Consider the following 22,852-nt stretch of genomic DNA (forward strand, 5'->3'; position numbering starts at 1 on the left):
GGGATTAACCCTCCAGCTTAGATTTGTCGCGTACCGCGCCTTTATCCGCACTGGTTGCCATACTTGCATAGGCTTTCAGGGCAAAAGAGACTTCACGCTGACGTGATACTGGTTTCCAGCCCTGAGAGTTCTGCTCTGCGCGACGGATGGCCAGTTCTTCTTCGCTGACTTGTAGAGATATAGTACGACCCGGAATATCAATAGCGATAATATCGCCTGGTTTAACTAGACCGATCGTTCCACCGTTAGCAGCTTCCGGAGAAGCGTGACCGATAGACAGGCCAGAAGTACCACCGGAGAAGCGGCCGTCAGTCAGTAGAGCACATTCTTTACCCAGACCCATGGATTTTAGATAAGTCGTTGGGTACAGCATTTCCTGCATGCCTGGACCACCTTTAGGGCCTTCGTAACGGATAACGACGACATCACCCGCTTTCACTTTACCGCCAAGAATGCCTTCTACTGCATCTTCCTGGCTTTCAAATACGACTGCCGGGCCGGTAAATTTCAGGATGCTTTCATCAACACCTGCTGTTTTAACGATACAACCGTCCAGAGCAATATTTCCTTTCAGTACTGCAAGACCACCGTCCTGACTGAAAGCGTGCTCTTTATTACGGATACAGCCGTTTTTACGGTCATTGTCCAGGCTGTCCCAGCGGCAGTCCTGAGAGAAAGCTTCGGTGGTACGGATACCGGCAGGGCCCGCTTTGAAGAAACTGGCCAGCTCTTCGGACGGGTTAGTCATGATATCGAACTTAGCCAGCTGCTCCTGCATAGTCAGACCCAGCACAGTTTTGGTATCCGTGTTGATAAGGCCGGCACGGTTTAGCTCAGAAAGGATTCCCATAACACCACCCGCGCGGTGTACGTCTTCCATATGGTATTGCTGAGTGGAAGGTGCCACTTTACACAGGTGCGGAACTTTGCGGGACATACGGTCGATATCGTTCATATCGAAGTCCACGTCCCCTTCCTGAGCGGATGCCAGCAGGTGAAGAACGGTATTAGTAGAACCGCCCATCGCAATATCCAGAGCCATGGCATTTTCGAATGCTTTTTTGGTCGCAATGCTGCGTGGCAAAGCGGATTCGTCCCCTTGTTCATAGTAGCGTTTAGTCAGCTCTACGATGCGGCGACCAGCACTCAGGAACAGTTCTTTACGGTCGGCGTGGGTTGCCAGCATGGAGCCGTTACCCGGCTGGCTCAGACCCAGCGCTTCAGTAAGACAGTTCATGGAGTTAGCGGTAAACATACCGGAACATGAACCACAGGTTGGACAGGCACTGCGCTCTACTTGCTCGCTTTGATCATCAGATATGGTTGGATCTGCACCCTGCATCATGGCGTCAACCAGATCTAATTTAATCAGTTGATCTGAAAGCTTAGTTTTACCGGCTTCCATCGGGCCGCCAGATACAAAGATGACAGGGATATTTACCCGTAATGCGGCCATCATCATTCCCGGAGTGATTTTGTCACAGTTGGAGATGCATACCATTGCATCGGCACAGTGAGCGTTCACCATATATTCTACTGAGTCTGCGATCAGCTCCCGGGAAGGAAGGGAATACAGCATGCCACCGTGACCCATAGCGATACCGTCATCAACAGCAATAGTATTGAATTCTTTTGCTATGCCACCAGCCGCTTCGATCTCTTGCGCGACTAGCTGACCCATATCTTTTAGGTGTACGTGCCCAGGTACAAACTGGGTGAAGGAATTGACAACAGCAATGATAGGCTTACCGAAATCTTCTTCTTTTACACCTGTTGCACGCCACAGAGCACGAGCTCCGGCCATATTGCGTCCGTGTGTCGTAGTGGCACTGCGGTATTTAATTTTTGTTTTGCTTGCTTCCATACTCTGGTTATCCCTTAAATTTTATAAGCACTTAATAGTTCATCTTTTGCCAGACGAGAGGTGTTGACCGCTTTCACGTCCCACAGTTTTTCAACCTGATTGGTCAGTAGAGAAATAGGACGATCACTGTCGACGACTATTTCTACTTTAGCGACCTTGCTGTCCTGGTTCTGTGTTGCCAGCACCTGTTTGATAATAAAACCACGGTGACGTACTACACGTAGAACACGCTCAAGCAGTACCGGTTTATCATCGGCTTTAATGGTAAGTAGATATCTGTCCATCAGGAGTTCTCCAGCATGTCGTGGTTAGCGGCACCCGGTGGTACCAGTGGCCATACGTTTTCTTCCTCGGAAATTGCAACGTGCAGCAGGTAGGCTGTTTTGCTTTCCAGCATCTCTTTCAGTGCGGATTCTACTTCATCTTTAGTGGTAATCGTTTTACCCGGAATACCGAATGCAGCTGCCAGTGCAACAAAATCCGGGTTATCATCCAGAATAGTTTCACTGTATCGACCATCAAAAAAGAGTGACTGCCACTGACGTACCATACCTAAGCGTTGGTTATTCAGCAGTACCATTTTTACCGGTACCTGTTTACGTTTTATAGTGCCCAATTCCTGAATATTCATCATAAAGGACCCATCACCTGTGATCAGAACGGATTGATCATCCGGACGGGCAATTTTTGCGCCTATAGCAGCCGGCAGGCCAAAACCCATTGTGCCAAGTCCGGCAGAGGTGATGAAGTTTTCTGGACGACGTGGTTGAATATGCTGAGCTGACCACATCTGATGTTGTCCTACATCTGTAGAGACAATAGTGCTGTCTGGCATCATATCAGATAACTGCTTTAACAGCTTAGGTGCAAAAATATGTTCACCCGGATGATCGTAACGCCATTTAAATTTATTTTTCAGTTCTTCAGTGTGTAACAACCATGCCGAGATATCATGTGAGGTTTCCAGTTGCGGAAGAATCACATTAATATCACCACGCAGAGCTGCATCCGCTGTGCGTAGTTTATTAAACTCAGCGGTATCGATATCAATATGGATAACTTTTGCTTCCGGTGCAAAAGTATCCAGCTTACCAGTTACCCGGTCATCGAAACGTGCACCGACGACAATGAGCAGGTCTGCCCCCTGTACTGACAGATTAGCTGCTTTCGTACCGTGCATACCAACCATACCCAGATAATTAGGATCATTTTTATTGATTGTACCTAGTCCTTTCAGAGTTGAAACGGACGGCATAGGATTACTGAGAAGGAAGTTACGTACAGATTCGGTTGCTTTAGCCAGCTGAACACCACCACCCACATAGAGAACAGGTTTTTCACTGGCACTAATCAGCTTCTGAGCGGTAGTCATCGCTTCTGGATCGGCAACAGGTAATGCTGGTGGTTCCACATACGGCATGGTATGTACCGGGGCTTCTGCCAATTGGACATCTTTAGCGATATCGACGATAACCGGACCGGGACGGCCGGATTTAGCCACTTCAAAGGCTTCGGCAAGTGTTGGAGCCAGATCATCGATATGGTTAACGAGGTAGCTGTGTTTGGTACAGGAGAGAGACATGCCGATTACATCCATTTCCTGAAATGCATCGGTACCGATAAGGTTACTGGCAACCTGACCGGTAATGGCGACCAGAGGGATTGAATCCTGCATAGCATCAGCAAGGCCTGTAACCAGGTTGGTTGCTCCCGGTCCTGATGTTGCGAGGCAAACCCCAACTTGCTGAGTTGCCCGGGCCAGACCAATGGCAGCCATCGCTGCACCTTGTTCATTCCTGCATAAAATATGGTTTATACCACCATCATAGATAGCATCGTAGATTGGCATAATGGCACCACCCGGATAACCGAATACGGTATGAATGCCTTGGTGTTTCAGTGCGGCAACGACTAAATCAGAACCATTCATTTAGTGCCTCCGGTCATTATCATTTGCGCAGCTTGGGTACGCTTTATCGTGTGTTTGCACATAGGTGCTCCTGTACTTCCCGTGTCTGTAATTCCTGCAATATCTGCGTGGTAAGCAGAACCGTAAACGGCATGGTTCAGAGAATCAGTTCACTGATATTGCCTTAATTTTTGTTTTTTCCCTGTAAAAAAACCCCCGGACTTTTCAGTGCGGGGGTTTTTTTGAATTAGTCGATTATTTTTTTCCGCTCACTCGCCCCCGCGCGGTATCAATAATGACCACGACAAGAATAATAATGAGTGCGTTAATACGAGCGGTTAGGTTCATTTTTAGTAATTAATTTGTTGTTAGTTTGTTCACATCCCTAGTGGTATCACATAACTCTGTTGCCTGACAAGTAAAAACTCAGTCTTTTTTCATATTTATTCTTTTAGCTATTGGTTTATACACAAAGGTTATAAAAAAGGTGTTTATATACAGAACAGTAACAAGATAAAACATATAAGGGATAAATATGGGGCTGGCAGTTATTCACAGCAGAGCAAGTGTCGGAGTGGAAGCTCCGGAGGTTAATGTAGAAGTTCATATCAGCCGGGGGATGCCTGGATTTACATTGGTGGGCCTTCCTGAAACAACGGTCAAAGAATCGCGCGACAGGGTTCGTAGTGCCATTATCAATTCCCGTTTTGAATTCCCACCACAGAAAATTACGGTAAATCTGGCTCCGGCAGATTTGCCTAAAGAAGGCGGTCGTTTTGATCTGCCTATTGCTCTGGGTATTCTGGCGGCGTCCAGACAGATTCCGGCTGATAAACTGAATAGCTATGAATTTATTGGGGAACTGGCTCTTTCCGGACTGGTGCGGGCTGTTAAGGGGGTATTGCCTGCAGCTTTAGCTGCTAACCGGAAACAGCGCTGTCTGATTGTACCGGATGATAATGGTGATCAGGCAGCATTGGTTGGCAGAGATCTGCATAAGTCGGTCTCCAGTCTGGAAGATATTTGTCAGTATCTGTGTGGGCAAAGGCCATTAACCCTGTTTCAGAACCCGAAACAGTTATCTACAGACGATTCGTTACGTGATCTGCAGGATATTATCGGTCAGCAGCAGGGAAAGAGAGCGCTGGAGATAGCTGCTTGTGGTTGTCATAACTTATTGTTTGTTGGCCCTCCAGGTACAGGGAAGACCATGCTGGCTTCACGTTTGTGTGATTTATTACCGGAGATGAGTGATGAAGAGGCTCTGGAGACTGCATCCATTGCCTCACTGACACAGCAAGATGTTAATCAGTTTAACTGGAAGCAACGGCCATTTCGGGCTCCTCACCATTCCAGTTCAATGGCTGCACTGGTAGGTGGGGGCTCTGTTCCCCGGCCGGGAGAAATATCTCTGGCACATAACGGCCTGCTTTTTTTAGATGAACTCCCTGAATTTGAAAGAAAAGTACTGGATTCTTTGCGTGAACCGTTAGAATCCGGGGAAATTATTATTTCCAGAGCTGCCGGAAAAACCCGTTTTCCGGCTCGTTTTCAGCTTGTAGGTGCCCTAAATCCGAGTCCGACCGGTTATTACGATGAGCGGAGTTCTCGTTCCAACCCGCAAGCAACGCTTCGGTATTTGAATCGTTTATCCGGTCCTTTGTTGGATCGATTTGATATGAGCCTTGAAATTCCTTCATTACCGAAGGGTACCTTGGCTGAAGGAGGGGAGCGGGGAGAAAGTACAGCTGTTGTCAGGGAGAGGGTCAGGGAGGCCAGATGCGTAATGTTAAACCGTAATGGTAAGGTTAATGCCCTGCTTGGCAGTCGGGAGATTGAATATTATTGCCAACTGAAAAAAGAGGATGCCCGGTTTCTGGAAAATGCGCTGCATCAATTGGGGTTATCTATTCGTGCCTATCACCGTATTATTAAGGTGTCACGAACTATTGCTGATCTTGAAGGCGCAGAGAATATTAGACGTTCGCATATTGCAGAGGCTTTGGGATACCGGGCTATGGACCGGTTACTAAAACAACTTTCAGCACAGGTTGTGTAGTGGTATTACCGGTTGTTCCCACAACTCAGACCATTCAGATATTCCAATCGATAGCCTGATTTGTATAATTACACGCTGTTTTTTTCTACATAAGATCGATTGTAATGTTTGGCTATTTGCTTTTGGTGATAAACGTATCGCTGGTTATGCTCAATACAGCTGTCTGTTCAGTGCTGATCTGTCTGATGGCTCTGGTCAAGATTATATTGCCGTTTACTGTGGGTAAACGGGCTGCAACGGCTGCAGCTAACAGGTTTATGTGGGTTTGGGCTACGGTGAATGCCGGTATTCTGACCCTTTCTAACCGGGTTGAGTGGGATGTTGAAGGGGGGGAGCAGTTGAAGAAAAATGGCTGGTATCTGATGATATCTAACCATTTGAGCTGGACAGATATTGTCGTCTTATGTTGCGTGTTTAAAGATCGAATCCCTATGCCGAAGTTCTTTCTGAAACAGCAGCTTTTGTATGTCCCCTTTGTCGGTATGGCGTGCTGGGCTTTGGATATGCCGTTTATGCGTCGTTATTCACGAGAGTATCTTATCCGTCATCCGGAAAAGAGGGGACAGGATCTCATGACAACCCGGCGCTCTTGTGAGAAATTCAGACATACACCAACAACGGTAGTGAATTATGTAGAAGGGACTCGTTTTACAGCAGTGAAAGGTAAAAAGAGTAAAGCTGGGTTCAATTACCTATTGCAGCCTAAATCTGGCGGTATTGCCTATACTCTGGCCGCTATGGGGGATCAATTCGAGAATATTATCGATGTGACACTGGCTTATCCGGATAACTTATCCAATCCATTTAAGCAGATGCTGATGGGGAAAATGAAGCGTATTGTGGTACGTATCCGGGTGTTACCTGTCGACGAGCAGGTAACGGGAGATTACTTTCATGATAAGCCGTATAAACGCTGTTTCCAGCAATGGTTGGGGAGTCTCTGGGAAGAGAAAGATAAGCTATTGACTGACATATATAAATAATGGAATAAGCCCCTGTTTTGTTTTTTGAAAAGGGGCTTATTGGTACTAAGGGTTTACTTTTTTAGTAAGTAGTTTACGAGCTCTATATAGACGTCGATTCGTTCCTGATTAGTTTCGTAGTTATTCATCCATTCCATTTCGACGACATATTTATCGTTTACGACAACACCTGGTACACCCCGTAGTTCAGCATCGTCAAAGTCTTTTACAAAACGCTTTTGCATAGAATCGATAGCAAAACTGTTATAGGTGTTGTCGAATAATTCACCATTTACACCATGGTCAATAAACCACTGACGCAGTTCAGCTTCATTTCGCGGAGGGGTACGTAGTTCCTGAACTTGTCTGAACATTGCCGGTACCAGGTTTTCTTCTTGTTTCAGAATGACCATTGTGGCGTAGGCTTTGGCCATTGGGATACCCATAGCTTTCCCCATAAAGGTCACATGGCTCTTCTGGAATGAAGCATTAGCCGGCAGGTTCTCTTTCAGCACCTGCATAAAAGGTTCGAATTTAAAGCAATGTGGACAGTAGAATGAAAAATATTCTGTTACTTTAGGTGAGGAAGATGCCTGAGTATTCAGGATCGTATAGTGAGTTCCGGGCTTAAACTCTGTCGCCTGAACCGACACGCTGACAATCATGGCAGCGATCAGGGCAAATAGTTTTTTCATTATATTGATACTCCGTTATGTTCTTTGGTGTTGAGCGACCATTGTGCTGCAGCTTTACCAGATATAAAACCGTTACCACTGAGGCATCAGTGTTAATGGTGTCTCCTGTAGGGCTGCAATCTGTTCTTTAAATGCCAGAACCTGATTTTCCCAGTATTTCTGGTCCCCGAACCATGGGAATGCCAGCGGAAAGGCGGGATCCTGCCAGCGTTTAGCCAGCCAGGCCATATAATGCACCATTCGTAGACCACGTAAGGGTTCGATAAGTTTCAGTTCTGCCGGGTTAAAATCGCAAAACTCAGCGTAACCTTCAAGTATAATTTCCAGCTGCATCAATTTATCGGCTCTTTCACCGTTTAACAACATCCATAAATCCTGTATGGCTGGGCCTGTCCGGGAATCGTCCAGATCGACAAATGTCGGTCCGTCTCTCCAGAGAATATTTCCCGGATGACAGTCACCATGCAAGCGAATAGGGGTGAAATTATCTGACCAGTTATGCTCAATTGATTGAATAAGCATATCCAGATCATTAAAAAAAGTGTGTTGCATATGCGGTGGAATAAATGGGCTGTTGCGCAGTTGTTCCCGCGGTTGGTATAGAAACTCCTGTAAGCTGATGCTCGGGCGATGCTTAAATGGTTGTTTATGACCAACAGTATGTATCCGGCCAAGAAAACGTCCAGCCCACTCCAGTTGCTCAGTATTGTCTACTTCAAACTGGCGTCCTCCTACACTATTAAACAATGCAAACAGGTATCCATGATAATTGTGCAGGGTTTCCCCGTTGATATTTACAGGGGGAGCAACCGGAATATCCTGTTCGATTAATTCCATTGTAAAATCATGCTCTTCCTGAATTTGTTCCCGTGACCAGCGTTGTGGGCGGTAAAATTTAACAACATAACGCTGTCGTTCTTCATCCGTAAACTGGTAAACACGGTTTTCATAACTGTTCAGGGGAAGCAGACCTGATTCAGCTCGAATACCGATATTTTCTAGTGCATACCACATAAAGTCTGGAGTTAGTGCATTGAAATTAAAGGTACTTTCCGGGGTGATATTTTGCATAATTTATTAACTTATTACAGGGCCGACTAAGATTCAGCCCTGTGGTCGGGGGTTATTTGATAATACCGCGGGCTTTGAGGATTGCTGTTTTAAAATCATCCTCTTTATCTTTAGCAAGCCCGGGGATCATCTCGTCTTTTGTACTGTTACGCATTTTCAGATGATAGATGAGCACATCATCTGTTAGTGCTTCCAGCGATCCATGATAACCGGCTTCATTGGCCAGTTTCAGAATAAATTCGATCAGATTAAGATCGGGATCTTTCTGCCATTCCGGATGCAGCAGTTCGATCAGTTCGTTAACACGGTGGCATTTCATTACTTTCTCCCATTATATTTATTGTCATGGAGTGTTTCTGTATTAACAGAATATTACTTTCAGACAGAAACACTTTACTTATAGTACTGTTGTTTCGAGGGGAAGTTAACTTTGCTTATAAGAAAAAAGCGCAGTGGAAAAACTGCGCTTTTCGTTATGCCGCTTGTATCGTTTCGTGGTGAATCTGTTTCTCGATAGCTTTTCTCTGTACCAGAGCCATTGCTGGCGTCTGTTTTCTAGCAACCGGAGCAGATACGACACTGCTACGGCGGCGGGACGCGCTGGTTACGGTGCGCGAGAACCTGACATGGGTAGTGTGCATTATTCACCCTTTCGTCAGGCCATCCATTGCCAAGTTAATGGCCTAGTTATTGATGAGGACTTTTCATTATGCATGAGAAAATCTTCTTTCTGGCTACTACCAATCCAATATCAATAACTAGGATGAAGATATGTTTCGCATATCTGACTAAATAGTATCACTACCCTGAGGCTTTATCGAGTTCCACCAGGTAAAAATGCTGTTTTTTTACCCGGTTTAAATTTGTGTTGTCGTGATAGGTCAGCGTTTCCAGAATGCTGGGAAAAAGAGTACCAGAATGGTCAGAATTTCCAGACGCCCCATTAGCATGCCGAAGCTGAGAATCCATTTAGCTGAATCTGGTAACGTAGAAAAATTCCCCGTTGGACCAATAACATCTCCCATACCCGGACCGACATTAGCGACGGCAGTAACTGCACCAGAAATAGCGGTTATAGGATCCAGACCTAATGCTCCGAGACAGCCTGCAATGATAATAATGGTTGCAAAGAAGGTAATTCCAAAGGCAACAACAGAACGTACGATGTCATCATTGACAGGGCGTTGATTATAACGCTGGACAAAGACACCTGAAGGGTGGATTAGCTTCATCATCTGTTTATTAAGCAGAGTGATAGCTATTTGAAAACGGAATATTTTTATTCCGCCGGCAGTTGAACCGGAGCAGCCGCCAGCCAGCATCAGGAAGGTAAACAGTACGGAAGGTAACGCTCCCCATGCGGTAAAATCTTCCAGACCATATCCGGTAGTGGTGACAACAGATACGATATTAAACATTGCGACCCGGATCGCGTCTGGAAAATGATAACCATTATGAAGCTGAAGCCATACGGCAACAACCAGACTGGCTGCAATGAACAGGTAAGCAAAGCCACGAACCTGTGCATCTTTCAGCAAGGTATACGGATTACGTTTTTTCACCGCAGTGACAAATAACAAAAATGGCAGTCCACCCAAAAACATAAAAGTAGTACCCACCCAGTGAGCCCCATTAGAAAAGTTGTTCATAGAACTGTCAGACGTTGAATACCCACCAGTGGATAACGTTGTAAAAGCATGGTTAACGGCTTCAAATAAATTCATTCCTGTAATGAGATAACCAATCATACACAGTAGGGTTAGTGTGATATATACGCCGACTATATTGATGGCTACGGTTTTGGCTCTTGGAGCACTTTTATCTGACCAGTCAGACGATTCTGTCTGGAACAGGCGCATCCCCCCCACATTCAGCATAGGCAGTACGGCTACAGCCATTACAATAAATCCTACCCCGCCAAGCCATTGCAGGGTAGAACGCCAGAGCAGAATGCTCGGAGCCATATTATCCAGTCCACTGAGAACCGTCGAACCTGTGGTGGTGATTCCCGACATGGTTTCAAAGTAGGCATCGGTAAAACTGATATTATTGATAAAGACAAATGGCAGAGCAGCAAACACGCTGGATATGGTCCAGACCAGAGATGTGATCAGAAACATATCCCGAACGCTCAGATGAAACTTGCGGGTTCTGCCTATAGACAGGCAGGCAAAAGCAGCTGTATGTGTGATTAGTACCGCTTTACCGAACTCCAGAAATCCATCTGTACCGGACAGAAAAGCGACGAGAGTCGGAATGTACATAAACAGTGCTATTTTTGACAGTACTAAACCGAAAACAAAAAGTATGGGGCGCAGGTTAACCATAATGAATCACCTATTCTTACAGGAAGAACGGGCTTGGCTGGAACAGGGCTTCCACCTCAGACACGTATTTTTTATCGACAAGGAACATAACTACATGGTCGTCCTGTTCAATAATAGTATTGTCATGGGCAATCAGCACATCATCACCACGCACAATAGCTCCTATGGTCGTTCCCGGTGGTAACCTTATTTCACCAATAGAACGGCCAACAACCCGGGATGTAGTTTCATCTCCGTGGGCGATGGCCTCAATGGCTTCAGCGGCTCCGTGGCGTAGCGAAGAAACGTTGACGATATCAGCCCGGCGGACATGCGTCAGCAGTGCTGATATGGTTGCTTGTTGTGGAGAAATTGCGATATCAATAACTCCCCCCTGCACCATATCGACATAAGCACTGCGCTGGATCAGTACCATGACCTTTTTGGCTCCCATACGTTTTGCCAGCATAGCTGACATGATATTGGTTTCATCTTCATTGGTCAGAGCAATAAACACATCGACCTGATCAATATTCTCTTCGGCCAGCAGTTCCTGATCCGCTGCATCACCACAAAAGACAATCGTATTCTCCAGTTCTTCAGAAAGAGCTTCTGCCCGGGAAAAACTGCGTTCAATAAGCTTGACGCTGTACTCTGATTCCAGGCACTTAGCCAGAGCGGCACCAATGTTACCACCTCCGACGATCATCAGGCGTCGGTACGGTTTTTCCAACCGTTGCAGCTCGCTCATAATCGAGCGGATATGGTTACTGGCTGCAACAAAAAACACCTCATCATCAGCTTCGATAATCGTTGTACCCTGAGGACGGATTGGCCGTCCCTGACGGAAAATAGCTGCAACCCGGGTATCAATATGCGGCATATGGTCGCGCAGAGTCGACAGGGCATTTCCGACTAATTGACCACCGTAGTAAGCTTTGACGGCAACCAGACTGACTTTTCTATCAGCAAAGCTGACGACCTGTAATGCTCCCGGGTAGTGAACCAGTTTCTCGATATAGCGGGTGACCAGCTCTTCTGGTGCAATAAGATGATCAACCGGGACAGCACCAGACTGGAACAGGGCATCTTTTTCCGCCAGATACTCCGGTGAGCGGATTCGGGCAACTCGGTTGGGGGTGTTAAAAATAGTAAAGGCGACCTGACAAGCGATCATGTTGGTTTCATCAGAATTGGTTACTGCTACCAGCATATCTGCATCCTCAGCGCCTGCTTCCCGCAGGGTCTCTGGATGACTGGCTCGACCGTTAACTACACGCAGGTCATATTTATCCTGAAGCTCTCGTAAGCGTTCACTGTCTGTATCAACTATGGTGATATCGTTATTTTCACCAACCAGATTTTCTGCCAGTGTGCCGCCAACTTGCCCGGCACCAAGGATAATGATTTTCATAACGTCTTGAACTCTTGAGATGCATTATCTGTCAGGGTAAAAAACGCCATATTATCATTTGTGCGTTTTTTACCCGAGTTTTATTTATCAGTTTGTTATTGCACTATTTTTATACAGTACCGCATAGTAGAAGCCATCCATTTCAGCTTCTCCCGGCAGGATTTGCCGACCAGGATAGCCGATCTCTGACATCTCCGTCCGGGCATCTGGTGTACGGCTTAAAAAAGCGGATATCTGTTCTTGGTTTTCCTGTGGCATAACAGAACATGTTGCATACACCATAGTGCCACCGGGTTTAAGTTGCTGCCACATGGCATCAATGATTTCACTTTGCAGAGCAGCAAGAGAATCAATATCCTCAGCCCGACGCAACCATTTAATGTCCGGATGACGGCGAATGACTCCCGTGGCCGAACAGGGGGCATCCAGCAATATACGGTCAAATAGTTCTCCCTGCCACCACTGTTCTGGTTGTCTGGCATCGGCACAATGAACCTCTGCTTTCAGGTTTAAGCGTTGCAGATTATCATGTACCCGTTTCAGGCGGGAGTTATCACTGTCAATCGCAATAACACGGCAGTTTTTAGTGCGTTCAAGAATGTGAGCCGTTTTTCCTCCGGGTGCAGCACAGCAGTCCAGTATTAATTCTCCATCTTCAGGCTGAAGATATTCTGCAGCGAGTTGTGCTGCTGCATCCTGAACGGATACCCAGCCTTTTTCAAAGCCCGGCAATTTATGTACATCACAAGGCAAGGTCAGCTTAAGGGCTTCTTTTGCCTGTTGATGAGGGATTGCTTCGATACCTTCCTGATTGAGTAGGTACAGGTATTCATCCCGGCTATGGTGCTGACTGTTGACCCGTAGCCACATCGGGGCTTTGCTGTTGTTGGCGTCTATAACAGATTCCCATTGCTCCGGGTAGGTGTTCTGCAATGTTTTCAGCAACCAGCCGGGATGGCCATACTTTCCTGCATCATGGCTGATGGATATGGTATCCAGTTCTTCCTGATTGCGTTGGTAATTACGTAGTACTGCATTAATCAGACCACGTAAACGCGGACCTTTTAATGTTTTGGTGCCTTCTACGGTTTCTCCTACAGCGGCATGGGCGGGAATACGCATAAATGCAAGCTGATAAATACCGACCAGAATCAGATGATGGAACACACGTTGTTTACCGGTAAGGGGTTTATCCATAAGTTGTCCGGCAATTGATTCCATACGCGGAAGATAACGTAAAACCCCATAACAGATCTCTTGTAAAAGAGCATAGTCTCTGGGTTTAATGGTTTGTTGGGCGGCAGGAAGTGCACTGGACAGTGACTGACCTTTATCGACAACCTGAAACAGCACTCTGGCTGCAGCGGCACGGACATTCATTGTTGAAACCTTTATCTGTGTCATTTATACAAAATGGGCATTTGAGTATGCCCATTTGTTTATATTTCAATTGCTTCGTTAACTAAGCTGGCAGCCAATTGTAAACCAGTCCCGGCGGGCGTTCAGTACATCCTGTACCGGCATGGCTTTCTTTCCGGGAACCTGAATTTGTTCCAGTATCAGAATATCTTTACCCGTTGCGATATAAATACCGTTTTTATCGGTCTGCAAAATGGTTCCTGGTACCTGTTTCCCTTGCCCGGGTTCAACCCTGGCTTTCCATACTTTGATGTTGTTATCTGCAACAGAGAAATAGCTCATCGGCCATGGGTTAAAGGCTCGGATACAGCGTTCAATAAATGCTGCGTCACTGTTCCAGTCTATTTTAGATTCTTCTTTGGACAACTTCTTCGCATAGTTTGCCTGTTTGTCATCCTGTTTAACCGGATTAATATTGCGTTTTGCAATATTATTCAAACAGTTTATCAGAGCTTTGGGTCCTAATCCTGCAAGCTTTTCATACATAGAGGCACTGGTATCATCATTCTCTATGGGCGTGGTGGAAACTTCCAGCATGTCACCGGTATCCAGACCCACATCCATCTGCATAATAGTAACCCCTGTTTCTGCATCTCCGGCCCAGATGGAGCGTTGGATGGGAGCTGCACCGCGCCAGCGTGGCAGAATCGAACCGTGGACATTAATACAACCCAGACGAGGAGTATTCAGCACCTCTTCCGGCAGTAATAAACCGTAGGCAACCACAACCATAATGTCGGCATTAAGATTGGTTAACTGCTGCTTTGCTTCGGCAGATTTAAAGCTTTCAGGCTGATAAACCGGAATATTATGTTCCAGTGCAATATGTTTTACCGGGCTGGCGGTTAGTTTTTTGCCTCTGCCTGCTGGTCGATCCGGCTGAGTATAAACAGCAATAACCTCGTGCTCCGAAGACAACAACGCCGCCAGATGTCGGGCGGCGAAGTCCGGAGTACCGGCAAAGACAATGCGTAATGACTGGCTCAAGGTAACCTCTTAATCATGGTGTCTTTCATTGTATTTTTTGATTTTTTCAAGTTTGTCTCTGATGCGCTTACGCTTAAGCGGGGAAAGGTAATCGACGAATAGCTTTCCTTCCAAATGATCCAGTTCATGCTGGATACAGATGGCCAGAATATCATCAGCATCAAGCGTGAATTCTTCACCGTCACGGTTTAGTGCTTTTACTGTTACTTCTGCTGCCCGAGGAACGAAAGCCCGGGATCCCGGTACTGACAGACAGCCTTCTTCAATGCCGTCTTCCCCTCGTTTTTCTGTGATTTCAGGGTTGATAAGCACCAGAGGTTGATCACGGCTCTCAGATACATCAATAACGACAAGACGCTGGTGGAAGTCCACCTGAGTTGCGGCGAGGCCAATACCTTCTTCTTCATACATAGTTTGAATCATCTTATCGATGATACTCTGAAGTTCTGGTGTGATAGCCTCTACCGGTTTTGCGACTGTGCGCAGGCGATCATCTGGGAATACTAATACTTCTAATTCAGACATATACACTCTAAATATTGAACTGGACCGAAACAGCTACATTTTAGCTGGTTCAATTCTAGACATTTTATAGGACAAATGACAGCATTCCTGCGTTTGTTTTTTAGACAAACATGCAACAGATAAACAGAGTCGAACTATTTATCGTTTAAGGAATAGGGGCCATGTTCAGGACATTTTACTCTTTTTGGGCAGTATTTTTAGTATTTTTTTCTCTATCCAGCTTTAGTGAAACAGGGGCTGCTGCGTTTTCATTTTCTGTTTTTCCTGATGAGAACAGATTCCAGACCGATATCAATGCAAACAAAATGATCAGTGAAGACTCTCTTTCTGAAGCAGATTATGTTTTGGGAAGCAGTAATCGTCGCCATTATCTTTCTGCAGATGAACCAGTTTATATCAATGGGGAGCATGCGCATAAGGCATGGGGTATTTACCGTGTGGCAGGGATATTTCGCAGAAAGGAGCCGACTAGCAGTATGGTTGCATTGAGAAAAATTGCGGCAGCGGTTTTGGTCTCGACTGAAAATAAAATAAGCAAGTTGCGGCTTGTTTCTCAACGCCAGGAAATTCAGCCAAACGATATTGTCTTGCCGGATACCCATATGGTTCCAGCATTATTCTCAGCAGAAGTTAATGCTCCGGAAATAGAAAACATATTTATGTATGCCCGTATTCTTGGTTCTGTCGGTGACGGTGATTTTGCCGTAGCCGGGCAGTCAGTGGTACTGGACCGGGGTATTAATGACAGAGTTTATCCGGGAATGGTTTTCCACCTTATTGAATCCGGAGCTGTGGTTTATGGTGAGGGTGGTGCATTCAGTTATCGGGGAAAAAAAGATGCAGAAAGAATATTTTTGCCAGATATATTTATCGGTAGTGTAACTGTGATTCAGTCTTATCAATATCTCAGTCTGGCTGTTATCAACTTTAGTTTGTTACCGGTCACGAAACAGCTGGTGGCGGTATCATCTCCGCCTGATTTTCCTGAAGATGAGTAGTTGTCGGGGATCGTAATGACGGAACAAGAATTATCAGCTTGGCTAGCACTTAGCTTTATGCCTGGTATTGGCGGGAAGAGGCTTACCCGGTTGTTGTCTATTGACTCCCCAGCTTGTCTTGTTGGTGCCTCCCGTGAACGGTTAGAGTCTGTTGGATTAAAACCTGCACAGATTCATTATCTGCGTTATGAGTCTGATCAAGTGGTGGAATCCTGTCTGCATTGGCTGCAAGCTGCGTCTTTGCATCATATTATTACACCTCTGTGTGTTGGTTATCCTCCGCTACTAAAAGAAATAAGTGCTTATCCTCCGGTATTATTTGTTAAAGGTTCGTTATCACTTCTTTCTGAGCCTCAATTGGCTATTGTCGGAAGTCGGAACGCTAGTCGGGAAGGACTGGATACCGCTCGAAGTTTTGCCGGCGATCTGGCTCGTCAGGGAGTGACGATTACTAGCGGACTCGCCCTTGGTGTGGATGGGTATGCTCACGATGGTGCGTTAAAGGCAGGAGGAGATACGATAGCTGTACTGGGGTCGGGGTTGGATAATCTGTACCCTCGTAGACATAAGCCGTTGGCAGAAAGGATAATTGAGCATGGTGCTCTGGTGTCTGAATTTCGTCCGGATGCACCGCCAATGGCCGAACATTTTCCCCGGCGTAACAGGATTATCAGCGGGCTTGCATCGGGTGTTCTGGTTATTGAAGCCGCTGAACGTAGCGGTTCGTTGATTACGGCCAGATATGCTTGTGAACAGAGCCGGGATGTTTTTGTTCTCCCGGGGTCGATTCATCATCCTAACAGCCGTGGAGGAAACCATCTGATTAGAGAAGGGGCTACATTGGTGCAGACTTCTGAAGATATTCTTCAGGAGATAAGTCATCTGATTAAATGGTCTCTTTCCGGTCAGAATACATTATTTCAGGAGGAAGTTGAAAAAGAGCAATTGCCATTTCCTGAACTGTTAGCTAACGTAGGAGAGAAAGAAGCGGTACCGGTTGATATTCTTGCTCAGCGAACCCATATTCCTGTGCATGAAATTATGATGCAGCTTCTTGAGCTCGAGCTTCAAGGGCATGTTGCCGCTGTACCGGGCGGTTATATTCGTATGAGGAGGGGTTAGCTATGATGGACATATTGATGTATTTGTTCGAAACCTACATTCATAGCGATGTAGAGTTAATGGTCGACCAGGACGAGCTTGAAGAGGAACTTTTGCGAGCAGGTTTTCATCAGGAAGAGATCTATAAAGCATTAGACTGGCTGGAAGGGCTGGTGGCTTTACAAAGTAGCGATACCCGGCCAGCATTTACTGTTAGTGACAGAACGTCCTGTCGTATCTATACCGATAGCGAAATGCGTCGTCTTGACGTGACTTGCCGTGGTTTTTTGTTGCTTTTGGAGCAGATAAACGTATTAACACCGGAAACCCGTGAAATGATTATAGACAGGGTTATGGGTCTGGAAACGCATGAATTGCTGTTGGATGATCTCAAGTGGGTGATTCTCATGGTGTTGTTCAATGTTCCGGGAAATGAAAATGCTTATACTCAGATGGAAGAACTGCTGTTTTCTACTGAAATGGGTATGTTGCATTAAGTCTATCACCAGTTATGAGCGGAAAAATTAATCATCAGCTGTTTACAGCACACGAGCATGCTCTGGAGCATGAACCCTGCCCCCTATGTGGGGCACTCCTTACTCTCCGCCATGGTAAGCACGGTTCTTTTCTTGGGTGTTCTAATTATCCTGAATGCGATTATATTAAGCCTCTTTATCAGAATGACGGGCATATTGTAAAAACTCTTGGTGTTGTTTGTCCTGAATGTGGTCAGGAATTGGTATTACGGCAGGGGCGTTATGGTATGTTTATTGGCTGTAGTGGTTACCCTGAGTGTCAGCATATTGAGTCTCAGGACACAACTTTTTCCGATGATAATCCTCAAGAAAAATTCGCTTGTCCGGAGTGCAAAACTGGGGCTCTGGTGGTGAGAAAATCCCGCTTTGGCAAAACGTTTTATGCCTGTGATAATTATCCGAAGTGTAAGTTTGCGGTTAATTATCCGCCGGTTTCTGGTGTGTGTGAGGTTTGTGGTTTTACCTTGCTGGTGGAAAAGAAACAGGCCAGTGGTAAACAACTTCAGTGTGCAGATAAAAAATGCCGGCATATTCAGGGCACATAAAAGCCCGCCTGAATTGTTCTGGAGGGCTTTGAGATTTTATTTGGTTAGAATTTCAGCGCATTTTTACGGATCGCCGGAAAGGCTGTTTCATCCATTTGATCCGCTAACCGAATCAGTTCTTGGCGCAGTGTTTTCAGATTATTTGCACACACATTGATGTGCCCCATCTTTCTTCCTGGCCGCTTCTCTTTTCCATACCAGTGAATATGACAGGCATGCTGGCTTAGCACTGATTGTGGCAGAGTATCTTCACCAAGAATATTCACCATTGTTGTCGGGCGGATCATATTTGTTCCCCCCAGAGGCAGCCCACAGACTGCACGTAAGTGGTTTTCAAACTGGCAAGTTTCTGCACCTTGCTGAGTCCAGTGGCCAGAGTTGTGTACCCGAGGGGCTATTTCATTGACCAGCAATCTGCCCTGTACGTCGAAAAATTCCAGCGCCAGTACGCCGACATAATCCAGCTCTTCAGCGACAGCAGTAAACATCTTTTGAGCCTGCTGCTGTAATTCAATATTTACAATAGCAGTAGACAGCGATAGTACACCGTCGGTGTGGATGTTTTCTGCTAGCGGATAGACTTCAATTTCTCCGTTTTTCCCTCGAGCACCTACCAGAGATACTTCTCGGTCAAAAGGTACAAACTCTTCAGCAACAATGGCCTGATTTGGTGTTTCTGCAATACAAAGTGCTATTTCCTGCCAGACAGTTTCTGCATCAAACTCTGTTTTCAGGCGCCATTGTCCTTTTCCGTCATACCCGCCTAATGTACTTTTCAGTACCATTGGAAAACCGACATGATCGATAGCAGCAGTGAAGTCTTCTCGGTTATTGATCACATAATATTTGGCATTGGAGACTTTCGCTTTATCCAGTAAAGCCTTTTCTAACCGGCGATCACCGCCAGCTTTTATCGCTTCAGTACTCGGCAGGAATTTTCCACTTTTTTCGCAGATGTCCAAAACATCATGAGGGATATGTTCAAATTCTGCTGTGATTACGTCAGCCTGTTCAATCGCATTTTCCAGACCGTGTCCGAGGTGTGCCTGAGTTAGTGGATGAACGATATTTCCTGTTCCCACATCAAATGCAGACAGCTTAATATTAAGAGGGGCTCCGGCCAGAGCCATCATCCGGGCCAGTTGCCCTGCGCCTAAGACAAGAACATGCATCTGAATTAGTCCTCTGCCGGATCTGGGTTGGCTAATACAGTATCTGTCTGTGATTGACGGAAGGCCTCTACTTTTTCCATAACGGTGTTATTGTGGATACCGATGATTTGTGCTGCGAGTATGCCTGCATTTGCAGCGCCCGCTTCACCGATAGCCAGTGTACCGACAGCAATACCTTTTGGCATCTGTACAATAGAAAGCAGGGAGTCCATACCTTTAAGTGCTCTGGACTGAACAGGTACACCCAATACAGGTATACTTGTAAAAGCGGCAGTCATTCCCGGCAAGTGAGCTGCTCCACCTGCACCTGCAATGATCACTTTGATACCACGCTCTTTAGCGCTGGAGGCATAGTCTGCCAGCAACTGAGGGGTTCTGTGAGCTGAAACGACTTTGGTTTCGTAAGGTACACCAAACTGATCCAGCATTTCTGCTGCCAGCTTCATGGTTGGCCAATCTGATTTGGAACCCATAATAATTCCGACTGTCATCTAAAACTCCTTTAAGCGCAGTTACTGAGTATCTGGATAATTTGCGCGCATTATACGGAGAAAACACCATAAGGAAAACGTTTGCGTTGTGTGTGTACCGCTTTCGCTCAAACTCAGAAACTGAAATAGATAAAAATAGGTTTAGCCTGTTTTATTGATCATTTGTACACTAGCGTAGATCAAACTGAATGAAAGCATGAAAATGTATGAATAATTTTGAACAAGTTCTGCAGGCTTTACGAAATGGTCAGGTGATTGCTTATCCGACAGAAGGTGTGTTTGGCATTGGGTGTGATCCGGATGATAGCGGAGCAATCATGAAATTACTGACCATCAAAAGGCGTTCTGCAGAGAAGGGGTTGATTTTAATTGCGGCTAGTTATGACCAGCTTCTTCCATATATCGATGATACTCAGCTATCAGATGCTCAGTTACAGGCTGTAAAAGGATCTTGGCCTGGTCCTGTAACCTGGATTATTCCGGCCAGTGAGCGCGTTTCTTCACTGGTGTGCGGACAGTTTGATTCCGTTGCGGTACGGGTAACGGATCATCCTTTGGTACAGCAGTTGTGTCGGGTGTATGAAAAGCCTATTACTTCGACCAGTGCGAATTTATCTGGCTATCCTCCATGTAAAACTACAGATCAGGTCGAGCAACAGTTGGGTAACACGGATGTTGTGATTTTGGCCGGTAATACTGGCGGAAGAGATAATCCGTCAGAAATTCGTGATGCTATAAGCGGAAAGGTTTTAAGGCAGGGATGAGATGTTGAAATATTGTTTGGTTATAAAGCATTGGCGAACAAAGAGCGAAGTGATAGGGTCATAGGTATGACCCCTTTTATTTTATAATGCAGGCAAGGACATGGCTGGTATTCCTGATCAATATCTCGTTTTTGGTAACCCTATTTCACAAAGTAAATCACCTTTTATTCATACTCTGTTTGCCAGACAAACTATGCAGAATATGCAGTACAAAACGGCACAACCAGAAATTGACCATTTTCAGGAAGCTGTGAAAGCCTTTTTTTCAGAAGGGGGAAAGGGGTGTAATGTCACTGTACCTTTTAAAGAAGAGGCCTATCAGTTTGCTGGACGTTTGACTGAGCGAGCTCAACTGGCGGGGGCAGTAAATACACTGAAAAAGCTGGATGACGGTGAAATTATTGGTGATAACACAGATGGGGAAGGCTTAGTGCAGGATCTGCTGTATCAACAGGTACCTCTGAAAGGAAGCCGAATTTTGCTGATTGGTGCGGGTGGAGCAGCAAGAGGAGTGATAAAACCATTACTGGATAAAGAACCTGCGGAATTTGTTATCACCAACCGTACTTTTGAAAAAGCCCAGACGTTGGAAGCTTTGTTTAAACCTTTCGGTAATATTAAGGCGATTCCAATGGATACTATTAATATGCCGTTTGATATTATTATTAATTCAACGTCTGCAAGTCTGCATAAACAGCTACCAGAGATTTCATCTGCTATCTTTTCTGCTACCAGCGTGGCTTATGACATGATGTATGGTACAGGTATAACGGCCTTTAACCAGTGGGCGAGAGAGCAGGGTGCGGCACATGCTTATGATGGATTGGGTATGTTGGTTGGGCAGGCTGCAGAAAGTTTTATGCTCTGGAGAGGGTTAAGACCCGGCACTAAGCAAATTTTAAGAGAATTAAGAAAAAATCTGGAAGGTCAATAATGAATCAGTCTATTTTGTTTCCTGATGTACAGGACTGGAATGACGATCTGCAGGCAATAACATTCCCGGCTCAGCAATCTGGAGCTCTGATCGAATGTGTTATTACACTGGATAAACTAAGTCAGCTGGCCGAAACCGAAGTTTCTGCAGGGGAGGAAGCTCTTCAACAATTCAAATTATTACGTTTTGATATTGAAGAGCTGGCGGAAGAACTGATCGAGAATGAAGAATTCAACCCTGAGGATCAGATAGAACTTTAATTTTCAGAAGGAGTCGTCTCCTGAAGATAGTCGTTTTTAGTAGCCACGTAATTATCTGCTGATTTTTTCAAAAAGGCTCGTTCCTGCTCTGTCAAAGGGCGAGCCTGTCTTACTGGGCTGCCGATATACAGATAACCACTTTTCAGTATCTTATTTTGTGAAACCAGACTTCCTGCGCCAATTATTACTTCTTCTTCTATTACTGCACCGTCCAGAACGATAGAGGCCATTCCCACCAGAACACGATCTTTAATGGTACAGCCATGCAGCATGACCTTATGACCTATAGTGACATCATTACCTATAACTAGTGGATAACCATCAGGATTCGCTGGATTCTTATGAGTAACATGTAAAACTGAACCGTCCTGAATATTGGTTCGGTTTCCTATACAGATATGATTAACATCTCCCCGTGCTGAAACAAAAGGCCAGATACTGACATCATCTCCAATAGTAATATCACCAACGAGTACGGCAGTTTCATCAACGTAAACATCTTTGCCCATTAGGGGAGCGGTATTTTTGTAGCGTCTTAATGTACACATAAATAATCCTTAATTTGGGGCTGATAAGCATAAAACGACTGGTTTAATTAGTAAAACAGTCCTGTTGCGGACAAAAAACAGGCAAACAATAAAAAAAACGAAATAATTATAAAAAATGGGTTGCCAAGCAGAAACATCTCTCTATAATGCCGCCTCACTGACACGGCAGAGCTGACAAGGCCTCAGCGCAGAGTCAGTCAGGACGAAAGCTCTGGTGAAATAAATTTGAAAAAGTGTTTGACACTGACCGTTATCTCGCTAAAATGCACGTCCGCTTTGAGGGAAAGCCTTT

General features: G+C 45.5%; 24 protein-coding genes. 9 read left to right on the plus strand and 15 right to left on the minus strand.

Annotated features, from left to right (window positions below):
* Nucleotides 1-4 precede the first annotated feature (4 nt).
* Genes ilvD through ilvG form a run of 3 tightly spaced genes read right to left on the minus strand, consistent with a single transcriptional unit; the run spans nucleotide 5 to nucleotide 3,794 of the window.
* On the minus strand, nucleotides 5-1,864 hold the full coding sequence (gene ilvD / locus CSW98_RS16225; RefSeq protein WP_100801530.1) for a dihydroxy-acid dehydratase: 1,860 nt from the start codon (nucleotides 1,862-1,864) through the stop codon (nucleotides 5-7).
* 14 nt (nucleotides 1,865-1,878) lie between these two features.
* Entirely contained in the window at nucleotides 1,879-2,148 is a 270-nt protein-coding gene (gene ilvM / locus CSW98_RS16230; protein ID WP_100801531.1) for an acetolactate synthase 2 small subunit, read from the minus strand.
* On the minus strand, nucleotides 2,148-3,794 hold the full coding sequence (gene ilvG, locus CSW98_RS16235) for an acetolactate synthase 2 catalytic subunit (protein WP_100801532.1): 1,647 nt from the start codon (nucleotides 3,792-3,794) through the stop codon (nucleotides 2,148-2,150). Before ilvG ends, ilvM begins: the two co-directional genes overlap by 1 nt.
* Before the next feature lie 514 nt (nucleotides 3,795-4,308).
* Between ilvG and CSW98_RS16240 the strand changes: the two genes are divergently transcribed.
* Together CSW98_RS16240 and yihG are read left to right on the plus strand one after the other, a co-directional pair.
* On the plus strand, nucleotides 4,309-5,832 hold the full coding sequence (locus CSW98_RS16240) for a YifB family Mg chelatase-like AAA ATPase (RefSeq protein WP_100801533.1): 1,524 nt from the start codon (nucleotides 4,309-4,311) through the stop codon (nucleotides 5,830-5,832).
* Between the two features lie 104 nt (nucleotides 5,833-5,936).
* Complete coding sequence (gene yihG, locus CSW98_RS16245; protein ID WP_100801534.1) at nucleotides 5,937-6,815, plus strand: 1-acylglycerol-3-phosphate O-acyltransferase, YihG family; 879 nt, start codon at nucleotides 5,937-5,939, stop codon at nucleotides 6,813-6,815.
* Nucleotides 6,816-6,868: 53 nt separating this feature from the next.
* On the opposite strand, the gene CSW98_RS16250 is transcribed toward yihG, so the two are convergent.
* The 9 genes from CSW98_RS16250 to def all read right to left on the minus strand — a co-directional run bounded on the left by CSW98_RS16250 (nucleotide 6,869) and on the right by def (nucleotide 15,211).
* Nucleotides 6,869-7,489, minus strand: coding sequence for a thiol:disulfide interchange protein DsbA/DsbL (locus CSW98_RS16250; protein WP_100801535.1), 621 nt, complete (start codon nucleotides 7,487-7,489; stop codon nucleotides 6,869-6,871).
* Nucleotides 7,490-7,561: 72 nt separating this feature from the next.
* Nucleotides 7,562-8,560 carry a serine/threonine protein kinase gene (locus tag CSW98_RS16255; RefSeq protein ID WP_100801536.1) on the minus strand — a complete coding sequence of 333 codons (999 nt, stop codon included), beginning with the start codon at nucleotides 8,558-8,560 and terminating at the stop codon, nucleotides 7,562-7,564.
* A 52-nt stretch (nucleotides 8,561-8,612) separates the two neighbouring features.
* Nucleotides 8,613-8,879 (minus strand): YihD family protein, encoded by a 267-nt coding sequence (locus tag CSW98_RS16260; RefSeq protein ID WP_100801537.1) that lies wholly within the window; start codon nucleotides 8,877-8,879, stop codon nucleotides 8,613-8,615.
* 154 nt (nucleotides 8,880-9,033) lie between these two features.
* Nucleotides 9,034-9,201 (minus strand): hypothetical protein, encoded by a 168-nt coding sequence (locus CSW98_RS17660; protein WP_198517353.1) that lies wholly within the window; start codon nucleotides 9,199-9,201, stop codon nucleotides 9,034-9,036.
* Nucleotides 9,202-9,441: 240 nt separating this feature from the next.
* Nucleotides 9,442-10,887: a TrkH family potassium uptake protein gene (locus CSW98_RS16265; RefSeq protein WP_100801538.1), complete on the minus strand. Its 1,446-nt coding sequence runs from the start codon at nucleotides 10,885-10,887 to the stop codon at nucleotides 9,442-9,444.
* 16 nt (nucleotides 10,888-10,903) lie between these two features.
* Entirely contained in the window at nucleotides 10,904-12,280 is a 1,377-nt protein-coding gene (gene trkA, locus CSW98_RS16270) for a Trk system potassium transporter TrkA (protein ID WP_100801539.1), read from the minus strand.
* 87 nt (nucleotides 12,281-12,367) lie between these two features.
* Nucleotides 12,368-13,684, minus strand: a complete 1,317-nt coding sequence (gene rsmB / locus CSW98_RS16275; RefSeq protein WP_269799028.1) for a 16S rRNA (cytosine(967)-C(5))-methyltransferase RsmB — start codon at nucleotides 13,682-13,684, stop codon at nucleotides 12,368-12,370.
* A 54-nt stretch (nucleotides 13,685-13,738) separates the two neighbouring features.
* Nucleotides 13,739-14,686, minus strand: coding sequence for a methionyl-tRNA formyltransferase (fmt, locus tag CSW98_RS16280; protein WP_100801541.1), 948 nt, complete (start codon nucleotides 14,684-14,686; stop codon nucleotides 13,739-13,741).
* 9 nt (nucleotides 14,687-14,695) lie between these two features.
* Nucleotides 14,696-15,211, minus strand: coding sequence for a peptide deformylase (gene def / locus CSW98_RS16285; protein WP_232733545.1), 516 nt, complete (start codon nucleotides 15,209-15,211; stop codon nucleotides 14,696-14,698).
* Between the two features lie 161 nt (nucleotides 15,212-15,372).
* On the opposite strand from def, the gene CSW98_RS16290 reads away from it, so the two are divergent.
* Genes CSW98_RS16290 through CSW98_RS16305 form a run of 4 tightly spaced genes read left to right on the plus strand, consistent with a single transcriptional unit; the run spans nucleotide 15,373 to nucleotide 18,391 of the window.
* On the plus strand, nucleotides 15,373-16,209 hold the full coding sequence (locus CSW98_RS16290) for a hypothetical protein (protein WP_100801542.1): 837 nt from the start codon (nucleotides 15,373-15,375) through the stop codon (nucleotides 16,207-16,209).
* Between the two features lie 15 nt (nucleotides 16,210-16,224).
* Entirely contained in the window at nucleotides 16,225-17,331 is a 1,107-nt protein-coding gene (gene dprA, locus CSW98_RS16295) for a DNA-processing protein DprA (protein WP_100801543.1), read from the plus strand.
* Nucleotides 17,332-17,333: 2 nt separating this feature from the next.
* Complete coding sequence (locus CSW98_RS16300; RefSeq protein WP_100801544.1) at nucleotides 17,334-17,807, plus strand: DUF494 family protein; 474 nt, start codon at nucleotides 17,334-17,336, stop codon at nucleotides 17,805-17,807.
* Nucleotides 17,808-17,821: 14 nt separating this feature from the next.
* Complete coding sequence (locus CSW98_RS16305; protein WP_100801545.1) at nucleotides 17,822-18,391, plus strand: DNA topoisomerase family protein; 570 nt, start codon at nucleotides 17,822-17,824, stop codon at nucleotides 18,389-18,391.
* Nucleotides 18,392-18,435: 44 nt separating this feature from the next.
* On the opposite strand, the gene CSW98_RS16310 is transcribed toward CSW98_RS16305, so the two are convergent.
* Together CSW98_RS16310 and purE are read right to left on the minus strand one after the other, a co-directional pair.
* The gene (locus CSW98_RS16310; RefSeq protein ID WP_100801546.1) at nucleotides 18,436-19,563 is read right to left on the minus strand and encodes a 5-(carboxyamino)imidazole ribonucleotide synthase; all 1,128 of its coding nucleotides are present in this window, start codon (nucleotides 19,561-19,563) and stop codon (nucleotides 18,436-18,438) included.
* 5 nt (nucleotides 19,564-19,568) lie between these two features.
* Complete coding sequence (gene purE, locus CSW98_RS16315; RefSeq protein WP_100801547.1) at nucleotides 19,569-20,054, minus strand: 5-(carboxyamino)imidazole ribonucleotide mutase; 486 nt, start codon at nucleotides 20,052-20,054, stop codon at nucleotides 19,569-19,571.
* 206 nt (nucleotides 20,055-20,260) lie between these two features.
* Here purE and tsaC point away from each other — a divergent pair, with 206 nt between their 5' ends.
* The 3 genes from tsaC to CSW98_RS16330 all read left to right on the plus strand — a co-directional run bounded on the left by tsaC (nucleotide 20,261) and on the right by CSW98_RS16330 (nucleotide 22,012).
* Nucleotides 20,261-20,818, plus strand: a complete 558-nt coding sequence (tsaC, locus tag CSW98_RS16320) for an L-threonylcarbamoyladenylate synthase type 1 TsaC (RefSeq protein ID WP_100801548.1) — start codon at nucleotides 20,261-20,263, stop codon at nucleotides 20,816-20,818.
* 100 nt (nucleotides 20,819-20,918) lie between these two features.
* The gene (aroE, locus tag CSW98_RS16325; RefSeq protein WP_100801549.1) at nucleotides 20,919-21,752 is read left to right on the plus strand and encodes a shikimate dehydrogenase; all 834 of its coding nucleotides are present in this window, start codon (nucleotides 20,919-20,921) and stop codon (nucleotides 21,750-21,752) included.
* On the plus strand, nucleotides 21,752-22,012 hold the full coding sequence (locus CSW98_RS16330; RefSeq protein WP_100801550.1) for a DUF1488 family protein: 261 nt from the start codon (nucleotides 21,752-21,754) through the stop codon (nucleotides 22,010-22,012). The genes aroE and CSW98_RS16330 overlap by 1 nt, the downstream gene beginning before the upstream one ends.
* On the opposite strand, the gene CSW98_RS16335 is transcribed toward CSW98_RS16330, so the two are convergent.
* A complete protein-coding gene (locus CSW98_RS16335; RefSeq protein ID WP_100801551.1) occupies nucleotides 22,009-22,560 on the minus strand; it encodes a gamma carbonic anhydrase family protein in 552 nt (183 codons plus the stop codon). The two genes, CSW98_RS16330 and CSW98_RS16335, sit on opposite strands and share 4 nt — an antisense overlap.
* Nucleotides 22,561-22,852 lie beyond the last annotated feature (292 nt).

Source organism: Vibrio sp. HA2012, assembly GCF_002812955.1.
Lineage (GTDB): Bacteria > Pseudomonadota > Gammaproteobacteria > Enterobacterales > Vibrionaceae > Vibrio.